13 protein-coding genes are annotated in these 13796 nt (G+C 53.3%); 4 read left to right on the top strand and 9 right to left on the bottom strand.

The features are described 5' to 3' along the window. Positions 1 to 71: 71 nt before the first annotated feature. Positions 72 to 827, top strand: a complete 756-nt coding sequence (locus HMPREF3277_RS02855; RefSeq protein ID WP_070602688.1) for a class I SAM-dependent methyltransferase — start codon at positions 72 to 74, stop codon at positions 825 to 827. Between the two features lie 66 nt (positions 828 to 893). Here the strand turns inward: HMPREF3277_RS02855 and HMPREF3277_RS02850 are convergent, their stop codons facing one another. From HMPREF3277_RS02850 to HMPREF3277_RS02835, 4 genes are all read right to left on the bottom strand, one after another. Then, positions 894 to 2333 (bottom strand): porin family protein, encoded by a 1440-nt coding sequence (locus HMPREF3277_RS02850; protein ID WP_070869985.1) that lies wholly within the window; start codon positions 2331 to 2333, stop codon positions 894 to 896. A 120-nt stretch (positions 2334 to 2453) separates the two neighbouring features. Continuing rightward, positions 2454 to 3194 (bottom strand): Slam-dependent surface lipoprotein, encoded by a 741-nt coding sequence (locus HMPREF3277_RS02845; protein WP_070869984.1) that lies wholly within the window; start codon positions 3192 to 3194, stop codon positions 2454 to 2456. Positions 3195 to 3565: 371 nt separating this feature from the next. Beyond that, positions 3566 to 4552: a peptidylprolyl isomerase gene (locus tag HMPREF3277_RS02840; protein WP_070869983.1), complete on the bottom strand. Its 987-nt coding sequence runs from the start codon at positions 4550 to 4552 to the stop codon at positions 3566 to 3568. Further along, positions 4549 to 6957, bottom strand: a complete 2409-nt coding sequence (locus HMPREF3277_RS02835; protein ID WP_210401147.1) for an LPS-assembly protein LptD — start codon at positions 6955 to 6957, stop codon at positions 4549 to 4551. Before HMPREF3277_RS02835 ends, HMPREF3277_RS02840 begins: the two co-directional genes overlap by 4 nt. Positions 6958 to 7026: 69 nt before the next feature. Here HMPREF3277_RS02835 and amgK point away from each other — a divergent pair, with 69 nt between their 5' ends. Next, positions 7027 to 8031, top strand: coding sequence for an N-acetylmuramate/N-acetylglucosamine kinase AmgK (amgK, locus tag HMPREF3277_RS02830; protein ID WP_070869981.1), 1005 nt, complete (start codon positions 7027 to 7029; stop codon positions 8029 to 8031). Between the two features lie 246 nt (positions 8032 to 8277). Here amgK and pyrI read toward each other — a convergent pair whose 3' ends face one another. From pyrI to HMPREF3277_RS02815, 3 genes are all read right to left on the bottom strand, one after another. After that, a complete protein-coding gene (pyrI, locus tag HMPREF3277_RS02825; RefSeq protein ID WP_049228004.1) occupies positions 8278 to 8736 on the bottom strand; it encodes an aspartate carbamoyltransferase regulatory subunit in 459 nt (152 codons plus the stop codon). Between the two features lie 9 nt (positions 8737 to 8745). Continuing rightward, entirely contained in the window at positions 8746 to 9666 is a 921-nt protein-coding gene (gene pyrB / locus HMPREF3277_RS02820) for an aspartate carbamoyltransferase (RefSeq protein ID WP_003768497.1), read from the bottom strand. Between the two features lie 241 nt (positions 9667 to 9907). Further along, positions 9908 to 10291: a hypothetical protein gene (locus HMPREF3277_RS02815; RefSeq protein WP_070869980.1), complete on the bottom strand. Its 384-nt coding sequence runs from the start codon at positions 10289 to 10291 to the stop codon at positions 9908 to 9910. 372 nt (positions 10292 to 10663) lie between these two features. Here HMPREF3277_RS02815 and HMPREF3277_RS02810 point away from each other — a divergent pair, with 372 nt between their 5' ends. Together HMPREF3277_RS02810 and HMPREF3277_RS02805 are read left to right on the top strand one after the other, a co-directional pair. Then, the gene (locus HMPREF3277_RS02810) at positions 10664 to 11434 is read left to right on the top strand and encodes a DUF6796 family protein (protein WP_070869979.1); all 771 of its coding nucleotides are present in this window, start codon (positions 10664 to 10666) and stop codon (positions 11432 to 11434) included. Between the two features lie 333 nt (positions 11435 to 11767). After that, positions 11768 to 12604: a GNAT family N-acetyltransferase gene (locus HMPREF3277_RS02805; RefSeq protein ID WP_070869978.1), complete on the top strand. Its 837-nt coding sequence runs from the start codon at positions 11768 to 11770 to the stop codon at positions 12602 to 12604. A gap of 101 nt (positions 12605 to 12705) precedes the next feature. On the opposite strand, the gene HMPREF3277_RS02800 is transcribed toward HMPREF3277_RS02805, so the two are convergent. Continuing rightward, the gene (locus HMPREF3277_RS02800) at positions 12706 to 13161 is read right to left on the bottom strand and encodes a hypothetical protein (RefSeq protein WP_070869977.1); all 456 of its coding nucleotides are present in this window, start codon (positions 13159 to 13161) and stop codon (positions 12706 to 12708) included. 42 nt (positions 13162 to 13203) lie between these two features. Continuing rightward, complete coding sequence (locus HMPREF3277_RS02795) at positions 13204 to 13791, bottom strand: hypothetical protein (RefSeq protein WP_070869976.1); 588 nt, start codon at positions 13789 to 13791, stop codon at positions 13204 to 13206. Positions 13792 to 13796 lie beyond the last annotated feature (5 nt).

Here is a 13796-nt window from a genome sequence, read left to right as displayed (position 1 = left end):
GCCTTGTCTCATTTTTATTTTAATCCACTATATAATCCGCCTTTTTCAGACAACCCCGACCCGCAACCGCCATGACGCCCATTTATCTCGCCGACACCGCCACCGAACACGCCCGCCGTTTGGCGCGGCAATTCCAGCTTCCGATTTTGTCCGACCTGCCCGACAGCGGCGAATACCTGCTTGCCGATGCGGAGGGCGTCAGCTTGTGCCGCGCGGGGGAGAAGGGGCGTGTCCGCGTCGATTTCGGCGGCGGCGCAGCCCAATACCGGCGCACCAAAGGCGGCGGCGAGCTGATTGCCAAGGCGGTCAACCACACAACCAAACCGACCGTCTGGGACGGCACCGGCGGACTCGGGCGCGACAGTTTCGTCCTCGCCTCGCTCGGTTTGAACGTCCACACTTTCGAGCAGCATCCCGCCGTCGCCTGCCTGCTTGCCGACGGCCTCGAACGCGCGCTGCAAGCGCCTGAAATTCAAGACATCGCCCGCCGCATGACTTTCCATTATGGCAACGCCGTCGAATTGATGCGCGAACTCGCCGCTCAATCGCGCCCCGACATTGTGTACCTCGACCCCATGTACCCCGAACGCCAAAAGTCCGCCGCCGTCAAAAAGGAAATGGCGTATTTCCACAGCGTCGTCGGTGCCGCCCAAGAAGAAGCCGGGTTGCTTGCCGCCGCCCGCGCCATCGCCAAAAAGCGCGTCGTCGTCAAACGCCCGCGCCTCGGCGAGTTTCTCAACGGCGAAAAACCCGCCTACCAATACACGGGCAAAAGCACCCGATTTGATGTGTATTTGCCCGATCATCCGGTTAAAGACGGGGAATAATTCAAAACGCGCAAAGGTCGTCTGAAAACTGAATTTCAGACGACCTTTGCGTTTCTGCGTCCTGCGTTAGAACGATTTGACCAGCGACAAACCGACTTCGTTTTGCTTGTAGCTGTACAGCCAGTCGGTGTTGCCTTTGACGCGGCGGTGTTTGTAGCTGAGGACGGGCTTGAGGCCGGCGAATTTCCAGCGGTCCGCGCCTATGCTGAGGCGGTAGGTTTGTTCTTTGTCGCGGCGGCGTTGTTCGAGTACGGCGTTTTCTTCGCGGTGGCTGCGGATGCCGAAGGTGGCGGAGGCGGAGGCGTCGAAGCCGGCTTCAAATATTTTCGCCGCGCCCAGCCGTGCGGAGATGAGGCGGTAGCTGTCCACGGGTTCTTTGGCTTTGCGCTGCTGCCAGTCTATGCCGCCGTAGAGCATGAGGTCGTTGCGCGGGAAGTAGGACAAGGTGTTGTAAACGGAGAAGAGGCTGCCGTCGAGCAGGCGGGTTTTGTCGGAATAGGAGAGGTGTTTCCACTCGGCTTCGGTGTTCCACGTCCAGCTGCCTTTGTCGAGGTTCCACTCGCTGCGCACGCCGTAGGCGCGGTTGAGGGTTTTGCCGCCGCTGCCGTTCCATTCGACGAGCGGGGCGAGGGCGAAGGTGTGGCGGTGGTTTTCAAACTGATAGCCTGCGCTGAGGTTGAGCGTGTGTTCGTTGAAGTTTTTATGGTCGCGGTAGAAGCGGCCGTAGCCGAGCGCGCGGGCGGCGATGCCGTGATGTCCTTTAATCTGCCAGCGGCGGACAGCGGCGGCTTCGTATTTGATGCCGTTGGCGGAAATGGGCTGGTCGCCTGAAAATTCTTCCCAGCATTCGCCGTCGATTTCGGTTTTACACCATACTTTGCCGCTGGCTTCGTTGATGTTGCTGTTGTGGACGGCGCCGACGGAAAGGCTGCCCTGCCAGCTTTGGCGTTGGTTTAAGGAATCGCGGAAATGGCCGATGTTTTCTTTGACAGCTTCGGGCAGGTCTTCGTTTTGCAGGCGCATGAATTCGGAAGTGGCTTCGCGGTTCAGACGACCTTCAAAGAGCAGGCGGGCGTAATCGAGCCGTCCGCGCGTGAAGTCGGGGTGGCGTTGCAGCAGGGTTTCGTAGTCTTGTTTGGCATCTTTCCATCTGCCTTCGCCGCGGGCGAGCGAGGCGCGGGCGAATAGGGCGATGTCGGGGTCGTATTCGGTTTGCTGGGTATAACGTTCAAGCAGCGGGCGCACGGTTTGCCAGTCGCTGCGGTTGACGGCGTTAAACAGGGCTTCGCCTTGGTCGGCTTCGGGATCGGTTTCGGCTGTCTGCCCGATGTGTTCGGCGGGAATGTCGAGGCGGTATTCGCGCACTTTTTGTTCCTGTTCCTGCATGGTTTGGCGGGTATCCTGCCACAGGCGTTGCGCGGTACGGTCGTCTGAAAAGTCAGAACGGGGCGCGGCAAGGACGGGGGCGGCGAGAAACAGGATAAGGCAGGCAGACGGTTTGTACATGGTGTCGGCTTTCCGGTCGGCGGTTTCAGACGACCTTGAGAAGGTTGGCGGGCTGGTGTTTAAAAAAGCCTGCGGGTGCAGGCTTTATTTTACTTAACTCATTTTACTTAACTAGGGATTTTAGCGTTTCACACCGCCGAATGCCGTATCCAAGTTGCGGTCGGTTTTAAATTTGGCAACACCGGCCAGCGCGCTTGCGTTGTGACCGAAGAAGTGGCCTTCGGTTTTACCGAAGTGGCCGTTGGCGCGGGCGTAGCCTTCAAACGATGCGCTGGACGGTTTGATGCGGGAATGGATGTCCATCTGTACAGCGTTGTTTTTCATAGAACCTGCCAAGACGCGTTGACCGAAGTCCGCGCGCAAAGTACCGACCATCGGGTTGTTGCCGGTGTAATTGTTGATACCTTTGACGGCGTAGTTGGCTACACCGGATACCGGCATAGAGGTGGCGCGTTTGTCGCCAGAGTAGAAAACGCCGCGGTTGGTGCCTTTGGCGTATTCTTTACCGACCCACTCGCCGTAGTACACTTCAGAGCCACCACTCTTGATGGTGTTGAACGCATAGCGGCCGAGGTTTTGACGGGTGTATGCGTCGTTGACCTGTACGGTTTTCACACCGTTACGGTCTGCTCTGGCAGGAATGCGGTTTACGTTGGTGTAGTACACGCCCGAACGGTAGGCAGCGTTTTTCATCACTCTTTCGCCTTCGGCTTCGGATGCGGGTTTACCCCATTTTTTGCCGTATTTGTGGTTTTGGTAACTGTAATCAAATGGATTGTAGGCATTGTTGGCGGCAAATACGCCTGCGCTGAACAAAACGGCTAAAACAGCAGCGGTGGTTTTTTGCAGATTCAGTTTCATGATACGCTCCTTAGGGGAAAACGATGGTGGGGAAAATGATGTTCCGTCCGTGTCAGTGTGAGCAGACTATCGTTATGTGAGGAGACTTGTTTTTCTTTTTTCTGAACATCATTCTAGAGGGGGAGTGTTAGAGGAGAATTAGCGGATGTTTTAGGGAGTGTCTTAATGAGATAAGAATATTTATTTTTGGTTAAGATGTATTTGGAATCGGCGCGGACGGTATGGCGGTATCCGATAAATTGCCCGTGGTTACGTCGTTTTGTCCCGATGGATATTCGATTTGCGATTAGGCTGATGTGTTAGAGGGAAGTTGTCCTCAAACAAAAAAAGGTCGTCTGAAAAGTTTCAGACGACCTTTTTTCAACAACATCTTAGCGGATATTGACGTACGCGCCTGAGTGCAGGTCGCGCAGCAGGTTTGCTGTGGCTTGTTGGGCTTTTTGTCCGGACATGTATTGGCGTACGGCGTTGTGTTGACGCTCTTCGGGCGTGCCGGCGTCACGGACATCGTTCAGCTTAATGATGTGCCAGCCGAATTGTGTGCGTACGGGTGGACTGACTTGGCCGGGTTTGAGTTTGTGGACGGCTTCTTCAAACGGCGGAACCATCATGCCGTCGGCGAACCAACCCAAATTACCGCCGCTGCTCGCGCTACCGTCTTGCGAATATTGGCGCGCCAAACCGGCGAAGTCTGCGCCGCTACGGGCTTGTGCGTAGATTTTGCGGATGGTGCTTTCCGCGCCAGCCGCAGCGTTTTCGTTGTCGCTCTTAATCAGAATGTGTTGCGCATTGTATTGGCGCAGCGGCTCGCCTTCGGGCAGGGCGATGCCTTGCTGTTTCGCCTGTTCGATGGCGCGTGCAACTTCGGCATCGCTGACGCGGCTGTGCTGCATGACTGCCTGTTGGCGCACTTTTTCCGCGATGATGCTGTCCGCAATTTCACGGCGGATAGAGGCCGACGGGTTTTTCAGTGAAGGATTGGCGGCAATGACCGCCTCGATTTCTGCGTTATCTGCTTGAATATTCTTTCGTTTGCCCGCTTGGACAATCAAGGATTGGTTGATGAGTTGCGCCAGAACTTGTTCGCGCAATTCGTTATCGCCGATTTGTGTGCCTTTAGGGATGGTTCGGCGCGCCCGTTCGACTGCCTGCGCCAGTTGGCGACGGGTAATGACTTCGTTGTCGGCGATGGCGGCAATGCCGTCGCTCAGACGTACGCCGTCAGAACGGGTTTCGGTATCGGTCGTCTGAACAGCGACGGGTTTGACGGATTTTTTCACCGTTTTGGCCTTAGGGGCTGCGTGTGCGTTCAATGCCAGACCGAGTGCGGCGGCAAGAATCAGGGGTTTGACGTTCATGGGGTAACTACCTCGTTGGTTTTGCTGTGGCCGGGAATGGCCAAGCGCAGTTTTTCAAATGGGTTGTTGCCGAGATTGCTCAGGTCTTTGAGTTGGAGATTGAAGAAAACGGCATTTTTGCGGCTGTTTTCGCCGGTCACGTAACGTTGTCCGACGAGGCTTGCGCTCCAGCAGCCGCAGTTGCTTTTATATTCAGCTCCTACCAGCATTTCAAGCGGTTTCTTGGCTTGGATTTCGTAGTTGTAACGTGCAACGGCGTAAAGGTTTTTACGGATAGGCCATTGTGCCGCCAAATCGACTTGGCGGATTTTGTCGTAGAAATAGTTGCCGTCGGATTGCAGATAAATGCGTTCGTTGCGACCGTATTTGTAACGCGCGCTCAATACTTTGCCCGGCTCGGGATTGTAGCGGACGGTCGCGGCGTAGCTTTCGGCACGGCTTTGATTTTTGTTGTAGTGCAGATCGAAACCTACATGAAAGCTGTCACTCAGTTTGCCGTGTGCGAAGCCGACCCAGTCGGATTGGCTGCGTTCATAACGGCCGACGCTGCCGTCTAGCAATACGTTGTCGTTTTTTAAATAAAACTTCTGTCCGATACCGGCGCGGAACAGCTCGGCACCGTTGTTCGGATTAAGGAATCGGGTTTGCGCGGCGGCGGTCAGGCTGTTGGCGGAGTTGATGCGGTCGTTGCCGACGTACAGATTTTCACGGAAAAGCTGGTTGTAAGAAAAGCTGTTTTCCGAGGTGTCGAAATTGGGTAAGTCGTTTTGGGACTTGGTCGGAATGTAGTTGTAGAACAGGCGCGGTTCGAGGGTTTGCAGATAGGCTTTGCCGAACAAATTGGCGTTGCGCTCGAAGGTCATGCCGGTATCGACGTTGAATATCGGCAATACGCGGCTGACGCGGCGGCCGGATTGGTTGCCGAACGAGCCTAAGTCGTAATAAGTCGCGTGTACGCCGATTTTCGGACGGATATAGCCCCATTGGTTGTTGAAATCCCAACGGACGCTGGGATACAGCACGGTACGGCTGCCGTCTTGTTTGCTGTCGTGTACGAAACGGGTGAACTGGCTGAATACGTTGATATTCGCCTTGCCCATGGTTTTCTGCCAACGTCCGGTCAGGCGCGGCATGATGGCGTAAGGTTCGTCTTTGTAACCGTTTTGGTTGGCAAGGGTTTGGTATTTCTGTACGTTCAGCGCGCCGTCAAAAGAGCCGCCCCAGATATTGTCGCCGTAGTTCAGCCACAGTTGGCGGTTGAGGTTGACGTTGCTGGCAATGTCTTCGCGTCCGTAGAAGTCGCGGTAGTAATTGTCGTCTGAAACCTGATTGAAGCTGATGCCGCCGCTGAGTTTGTCGGTCAGTTGGTGGTTGTGGTCAAACTTGATTTGATAGCGGTTGTTTTCGTGGCGTTTTTTATCGTGCGGCATCCAATCGCCGTCGATGACGCCGTTAAATTTCGGTTCGAGATAGCGAACCTGTCCGCCAAGCTGCACGCCGCGGGAACTGATGATGCCGGGGCGGAAAGTGGCGTCCAAATTGGGGGCGAGGTTGAAGTAATAAGGAAGGGCGAGTTCCAAACCGTCCGAACCGGTTGCCAAGGTCGGAACCAACAGGCCGCTCTTGCGATGACCGTTGAGCGGGAAATCCGCCCAAGGCGTATAAAGCACGGGAACGCCGCCGAACACCAGCGACGCGTCTTTTGCCACGCCTATACCCGTTTCCTGATCGGTTTCGATGCTTTTCGCTTTGATGTACCAACTCGCATCACCGGGCGAGCAGGTATTGAATTTGGTATTGATGAGCTTGTACAGCCCTTTGCCTTTCATTTCCGCCTTTTCGCTGACGCTTTGGAGGCGGCGGCCGTCTTTTTCGGCATCGACGCGGACATATTCGCTCGAGCCGGTATTGTCTTTCAGGTTGTACACCAAAGTATCGCCGCTGACGGTCGAACCGTCTTGATACAGCTTAAAGCGGTCGCCCGCCCTGACGGTATCGCTGGTTTGGTCGTAATCTGCCCAATCGGCGTTCAACACTTCCTGATTGCGCTCGATGATGACATCGCCTTCAGCGCGGACGGCGACTTTAGATTGTCCGGCAACCCTATCCGCAATCACGCGTGTGTAATCCTGCGGCAGGGCTTCTTCGCCGCTGCGTTTGATTTCAGGCTGCTTGTTTGCTTCTGAAGCCTGATGTTGGCAAAACAGGCAGGTATCGCCCAAGGACAATTTGTCTTGATCGACCGGACGATGGTTCTCCACGCTTTGAACCGCAGGCGGGGTGGTCTTTACCGGCTCGTAATCGGCAGGTTGCGGCAAAGATGCATTTTGCGCATATGCCCCTCCCGCGCCGAAGCCGACGCTTAACGCCAAAACCAATGGTTTGAGTGAAAATAAACGAGCCAAAATCGCCCCTTAAATCGGTTTGCCAGTTAGAATAGCGGTTATTTTAACCTGAAAATCCGCGACACCGCTATGCAACGACAAACCGAATTACAAAATTGGCTGCACGCCGTCTATCCCGAACAAAACTTCGAATTGAGCTTCGCCGCCGCCGATGCCGACTTCCGACGCTACTTCCGCGCTACGTTTGCCGACGGCAAGACCGTCATCTGCATGGACGCGCCACCCGATAAAATGAGCGTCGCTCCTTACCTAAAAGTGCAAAAACTTTTCAATATGCTTAACGTTCCCCAAGTATTGCATGTGGACGAAGCACAAGGATTTATGGTGCTAAACGACTTGGGCAGCACCACTTTCCTGACCGCCATGCAGCAAGAGCAAGGCACGGATGCACACAAAGTCCTGCTGCTTGAAGCCATAGACGAACTGGTCGAGCTGCAAAAAGCCAGCCGCGCGGGCGAATTGCCCGAATACGACCGCGACATCATGCTGCGCGAAATCAACCTATTCCCCGAATGGTTCGTCGCCAAAGAACTCGGACGCGAACTCAACTTCAAACAACGCCAGCTTTGGCAGCAAACCGTAGACACCCTGTTGCCGCCGCTGCTTGCCCAGCCGCAGGTATACGTCCACCGCGACTTCATCGTCCGCAACCTCATGCTCACAACCGGCCGCCCCGGCGTACTCGACTTCCAAGACGCACTCTACGGCCCGATTTCCTACGACTTGGTTTCCCTCCTGCGCGATGCCTTCATCGAATGGGAAGAAGAATTCGTCTTGGACTTGGTTATCCGTTACTGGGAAAAAGCCCGCGCCGCCGGATTGCCCGTACCCGCAGCGTTTGACGAGTTTTACCGCTGGTTTGAATGGATGGGCGTACAACGCCATCTGAAAGTCGCCGGCATCTTCGCCCGCCTGTACTACCGCGACGGCAAAGACAAATACCGTCCCGAAATCCCGCGCTTCCTCAACTACCTGCGCCGCACCTCCCGCCGCTACACCGAGCTTGCTCCGTTGTATGCGCTGTTGGTCGAACTGGTCGGCGATGATGAATTGGAAACCGGGTTTACGTTTTAAAAGGCAGATGGCTTTGTACCATTCTTGATGATGAAAGAGGTCGTCTGAAAATCCTGAAATGGGGTTTCAGACGACCTCTTTAAGTCTGCTCTCGTCTGTCGAGGATGTTGTGGATAGGATTTCGGATACATGGCATGAGAGTTTGCGTAGCTCGTTTCTTTTTCACTATAAAAAGGTCGTCTGAAAACCTGATTTCAAGTTTTCAGACGACCTTTTGCATTCATGCCGATCCAGCTTTAGCAAAAACTAAGCCTCCGCCACAGAATCGCGGCTGAAGGTTTTTTCGCAGTAGTGGCATTTGAGCTTGGTCTGACCGCTTTGTTTGCGGACGTAGAAGCGGCTTTTCACCGGCTCGCCGTGGCTGGCGCAGTTGGTGTTTGGGCAGCGGAACACTTCGGCGATTTCTTCGGGCAGGGTAAGTCGGCGTTTGTTGATGACTTTGAAGTGGTCGATGGTGTTGACGACGGCTTCGGGGGCGAAGAGGGCGAGGCGGTTGGCGGCGTTGTCGTCCAGCCAGACGCCGGTGATTTTGATGATGTCTTTGCTACCTTGGGTTTTGCTGGGCAGGTTGAAGCCGACGGTGACGGCGCTGCCGTAGTGCAGTAGTTTGAATTGGCGCAGGATAATCAGGCCTTTGCCGGCGGGGATGTGGTCGATGACGGTGCCTTTTTCGATGGCTTCGACGCTGAGTTTTGGGGTTTCCATATTTGCTCCTTATACTTCTTCGTTCAACACCAGCGATAAAATCGCCATGCGAGCGTAAACGCCGTTGGTCGCCTGCTCGAAATAGTAGGCGTGCGGCGTGGCATCGACGTCGGGGTGGATTTCATCAACGCGCGGCAGGGGGTGCAACACGCGCAGGTTGGGGCGGGCGTTGGCGAGCATGGCGGCGTTGAGGTTGAATTTGCCTTGGATTTTGGCGAACTCTTGTTCGTCGAAGCGTTCGCGCTGGACGCGGGTCATGTACAGGATGTCCGCCCATTCGACGGCGGCTTCGAGGTCGGGCAGGATTTGGTAGCGGCAGCCTGCGGCTTCGAGTTCTTCGGTGATGTATTCGGGCATGGCGAGGCTGGGCGGGGAGACGAAGGCGAATTCGCAGTCCCAGCGTTTGAGGGCTTGGCAGAGGGAATGGACGGTGCGGCCGTATTTGAGGTCGCCCGCCATGGCGATTTTGAGGTTGTTCAGACGACCTTGGGTTTCGTAGATGGTCACGAGGTCGAGCAGGGTTTGGCTGGGGTGTTGGTTGGTGCCGTCGCCGGCGTTGATGACGGGGACTTTGGAAAACTCGGCGGACACGCGCGCGGCGCCGTCTTTGGGGTGGCGTTGGATGATGGCGTCGGTGTAGCTGGAGATGATGCGGGCGGTGTCGGCGAGGGTTTCGCCTTTTTTCGCGCTGGTGTTGGCGCCGTCGGAAAAGCCGATGACTTTGCCGCCCAAGCGTTGTACGGCGGTTTCAAACGACAGGCGCGTGCGGGTGGAGGGTTCGAAAAAGCATGAGCCGATGAGTTTGCCTTCGAGCAGGTCATCGCGTGGGTCGGCTTTGAGCTTGAGGGCGGTTTGCAGGAGCAGCTCGAGCTGTTCGGTCGTCAGGTCGGAAATGGAGATGACGTGTTGTCGGTAAAGCGGGTTGGGCATTCGGCTTCCTTTCTTCAATTCGGCAAAAACCCCGCTAAGGCGGGGTTTTACGAAACAACGACGGACGCGCCGCGGCGTGCGGTACGGGCAAAACGGGCGGGGCGGGCGTTAAGGCGCATGGGTCGTCTGAAATCGGTTTGAGGTGGCGGTATTATCGCATATTTGACGGGGCGGGGTTTCGGATTTTCGTGAAAAAAGGTCGTCTGAAAAATGGGGTTTCATCCTTTTCAGACGACCTGCTTTATTCGGTTTTGCCCGTCAGGGCTTTCATACAAAGCTGATATTCCGCCTTGCCCGTATCTCGGGCGAAGATGGCGTAGTCGGATTTGGGGACAGCGTTCAAAGCCGATTGCGGGAAGTGGTAGATTTCTTGCGCCACGCGCTCGGTTAATCCTTGAATGAAGGAGCGGCTGTAATCGTTTTTGGCAACAACCATAAAGCGTTCGTTCATCTTCTCAACGGTTTGTCCGATGCCCGTGCCCGACAAGCGTTCGCCCATAGCGGTTTGAGCCATCAGTCCGACCAGGGCGCATTGGTCTTGGAAGGATGCTTCTTGCGGTTCGGCGTGTACAACAGAGAATGCGGCGGTGAGCAGGAGGGTTGCGGTATATTTTTGTATGTTCATGGAGATTTCTTTGGAATAGAGGTTGTTGGAGCAGGCGGGAATTTACATGAAGTATTCTGTGGTGGCAACAACACGAAGACGGCAGGATTTCAGGCGTGAAAAAGCGAGAAGGCGAAACCGTTTACCGTTTGGGCATTATCCGCGGGCGAAACGGCGACGAACATCAGACGCAGGTCGTCTGAATTTTACTTGCCGGAATGATTTAAGGCTATTTGAAATAGTTTCAGACGGTCTTATGTTATTCCCTATGAATTTAAGCAGTTGCCGGAAATTTTGTGAAAACATCATAGGACGTGCTGATAATTTGAGAACTTATCTTCCTGTTTAATAGTCAATTTTATTGTCGAGAATACCCCGACAGGATTCCATGATATGCAAAATCAAAATGAAGCATTCGTTAGGTGCGGGTCGTCTGAAACCGCTGTTTCCCGACTTTCTCTGCTGCTTTGGGCGGGAATTGCAGCGGCGGTGTGCTGGACTGTTGCCGATATACTGCTGGTCGGATTCGTGCAGACGCCGGAACGCTATCCCCTGCTTTCGCAGACGCTGGCGCCGCAGTTGGGCGAGGCGGCGGATTTTGCCGTGCTGATGCAGGCCGGCTCGCCCGAGCGGCTGCTGTGGGGCGTGTTGCCGGCGACGTTTTCTGCGGCGCTGTATCTGGCGGCGGCATTCGGCGTTTACCGGCTGATGCGGCCCGGGCGCACGGCCAAGGTCGGTTTTGCAGTGCTGTTTTTCGGATATGCGCTGTCGCCTTTGGGACATGCCGGTTTTTATTTTACGGGCATGGTTGCCAAGGTGCTGCTGAATGCCGTGCCGGACGATTATCCTCCGCTACTGGCGCTATTCCGCCATTTTTACCGGATGCTGGAGGTGCACTGGATGGCTTCGGTCGGTTCGATTGCGGCAGGATGGCTGCTGTTGCTGGTACAGACGCTGCGTCGCAGGACGCTGCTTCCGCGCGCCGCCGCGTGGTGCAATCCGTTGCCGGTAGGAACGGTTATTGCGGTTTCGTGCAGCCTGTTTCCGCAATCGCCTGTTGCCGCCTCGCTTGGCGGGGCGACGTTTAATCTGGCGCAGTTGGTGTTTTTTGTTTGTGCGGCAGCGTGTGTCCGCAGGCGGGGAATGGGGATGCAGCCGGGCTGAAATAAAACGATGTCGCCTTTGCCGGACGGCAATCATCCGCCTTGGCGCCAATGCTTGTAATACAGGTAATCCGCCGTTTCGTCCCAAACCCATCACACATCATATTGCCGCTACGGCTCAAAGGTCGTCTGAAATTTAACGTTCCATTTTCAGACGACCCCTTGTCGTTTTTCAAAAAACAAAAAATCCGACTCCAGCCCCGAACGCCACGAAGCACGGACAGTAGGGTATAATTGCGAAATATATTCTTTTGTGAAATCAATAAAAAACAAAGACGAAAAGCAGTTTTTGAAAGGTTTCACCCTAATTTCAAACTCTACACAGGAAACCGCCATGTTAGTCTGCAACCCTTACGAAGTCGTGATTCACGGCACAACCAACAAAGGCAAGATTTTCCGTCCCAGCGACTGGGCAGAACGCCTGTGCGGCATATTGTCCTCATTCACCAAAGACAACCGGCTGTCCTATTCCAACTGGGTGCGCCCCATGCTGGTGGACAACGTCCGCTGCGTCGCCGTCGATAAGAAACTCGAAGAAGACAATCCGCAGATGTTCCGTTTCCTGATGGATTTTGCCGCCGACAACGACTTGCGCATCATCGACTGCAAAGAGCTTTTGAAAGAACAGGAAGCCAAAGCGCAAGGCGAACCTGCCGAACGCGTCCCGCTGGCACAAGCTATCGAAGAAAAACACGCCGCCGAAAAAGCGCCGGTCCAAGCCGCCGCTGCCGACTACGTTTTGCGCGAAATCCCGCCCGAAGACACATCCACCGCCTTCGCCGCCCTCAGCGTCCTACGTTCTTCATTGACCGACATCAGCAAATTCACCGAACAAATCAACACCGTCCAACGTCTCGCCGGCTACCGCCTCTTGGGTATTTTCGAAGAAGGCAAACACAACGCCGTCGCCGTCTGCGGCTTCCGCGAATCCTGCAACCTCGCCAGCGGCCGCCATATCCACATCGACGACATCGTTACCCTGCCGCAAAGCCGCCGCAAAGGCTACGCTTCCCGTCTGTTGGCAGAAGTCCGTAAAATCGGCGCGGAAACGGGCGTAACCAAAATCCACCTCAACGTCCACGTCAACCACGACCGCGTCGATGCGCACCGCCTGTATTTCAAAAACGGCTTCGAAATCTGCGCATACCATTTCCGCTGCGATCCTAAATAAACAAAAAGGTCGTCTGAAAACCAAATACGGTTTCAGACGACCTTTATAAATTCAACCTGTACTTGCTTGAAACTTAGTCAAGGATTCAAATAATGAAGGATTTAACTCAATAATCGTCCCAAGCAAAATCCCTTAATTACTTCATCTTTGATTATCTCTCCACTGCTTCCAATATAAATATGCCTCTCACAGAAATCGCCCGAGTCGCGATGAATTTCCATGAACCTCTGCTTTGGAGTTGGTACAGATTCATCTGTATAGAATACATCATCATTATCTGGCTGGAAAAAAGAAAAACCAAGATAGAGGGTTTCATTAATATTTTTTTTATTATATGAGAAGTAGATCGGGGAAGATTCATTCTTCTCTAAATTGAAGTTCCAGTAATTTTCTATTGCTTCATCCTCAGTCTGATTGTCATACGTTCTAGAAACGTTAACTTGCAGCCAATAAGGAGATGAATTATGGATGACGATTTGTCGTTTTTGTTCAGTAATGAAGTCGTGTATCACAAAGGGAAACACGCAAAGCAATATTAGGAAAATTATTTTTTGCATGATAGGTTAGAAAACAAAAGGTTCAAAGAGGGCTCTTTCCGTTCAATAAAACAATTCAACCAGCCACTGAATAATTTTTGCATCTATCCGTTGAAGGAGGTTGGGGTGCAGTGGGGCAACAGGACCGCCGTCAGGTCCGCCACTCCAGCCGATATATTCATCATCGATAGAGGGTCTTGCAAAATTTTCAGGAACCCATTCCGAAACAAATGGGGATGTATCTCGATAATAGTAGAGTAAATTATCCTTTTCATCAGCAATAAAGATTGCTGTCCTAAAACCATTCCATCCTCTACAGGCAAAGATTTTTCTATTTTGTAATTTCTTTTGATCTTGTAATAATTTATTTTTAAATCTAATTATCTCTTCAACTTTTTCTTTCTCTCTGCTATGTCTGGTTTCACAAAATTCATATTCCTTATCATCAGATAATCCTTTTGAGATTTTGTTTATAAAATAAAATCCACAAGAATAATTGTTATATTCAATAAAATCATTATTCTGATAACATTTGCTATGTATATCCAGGTTATTAATTTCCTCTCCAATGTCCTTGATTCGCCAATACTCAACTAATCCAAATATCAATATAAAGAAACCAAACCATTTCACTATTTTTTTCTTTTTCATAAACT

It is taken from the genome of Neisseria sp. HMSC70E02 (assembly GCF_001838645.1).
Classification (GTDB): domain Bacteria; phylum Pseudomonadota; class Gammaproteobacteria; order Burkholderiales; family Neisseriaceae; genus Neisseria; species Neisseria macacae.
This window is presented reverse-complemented; position numbering and strand designations above follow the sequence as displayed.

Excerpts from the sequence above, each read along its gene's own strand:
- pyrI (WP_049228004.1), bottom strand. The coding sequence starts at position 8,736 with ATGGAAACCCCAAAACTCAGCGTCGAAGCCATCGAAAAAGGCACCGTC.
- HMPREF3277_RS02805 (WP_070869978.1), top strand. The coding sequence starts at position 11,768 with ATGTTAGTCTGCAACCCTTACGAAGTCGTGATTCACGGCACAACCAAC.
- HMPREF3277_RS02845 (WP_070869984.1), bottom strand. The coding sequence starts at position 3,194 with ATGAAACTGAATCTGCAAAAAACCACCGCTGCTGTTTTAGCCGTTTTG.
- amgK (WP_070869981.1), top strand. The coding sequence starts at position 7,027 with ATGCAACGACAAACCGAATTACAAAATTGGCTGCACGCCGTCTATCCC.
- HMPREF3277_RS02795 (WP_070869976.1), bottom strand. The coding sequence starts at position 13,791 with ATGAAAAAGAAAAAAATAGTGAAATGGTTTGGTTTCTTTATATTGATA.
- HMPREF3277_RS02800 (WP_070869977.1), bottom strand. The coding sequence starts at position 13,161 with ATGCAAAAAATAATTTTCCTAATATTGCTTTGCGTGTTTCCCTTTGTG.
- HMPREF3277_RS02810 (WP_070869979.1), top strand. The coding sequence starts at position 10,664 with ATGCAAAATCAAAATGAAGCATTCGTTAGGTGCGGGTCGTCTGAAACC.
- HMPREF3277_RS02855 (WP_070602688.1), top strand. The coding sequence starts at position 72 with ATGACGCCCATTTATCTCGCCGACACCGCCACCGAACACGCCCGCCGT.
- HMPREF3277_RS02840 (WP_070869983.1), bottom strand. The coding sequence starts at position 4,552 with ATGAACGTCAAACCCCTGATTCTTGCCGCCGCACTCGGTCTGGCATTG.
- HMPREF3277_RS02815 (WP_070869980.1), bottom strand. The coding sequence starts at position 10,291 with ATGAACATACAAAAATATACCGCAACCCTCCTGCTCACCGCCGCATTC.
- HMPREF3277_RS02850 (WP_070869985.1), bottom strand. The coding sequence starts at position 2,333 with ATGTACAAACCGTCTGCCTGCCTTATCCTGTTTCTCGCCGCCCCCGTC.
- pyrB (WP_003768497.1), bottom strand. The coding sequence starts at position 9,666 with ATGCCCAACCCGCTTTACCGACAACACGTCATCTCCATTTCCGACCTG.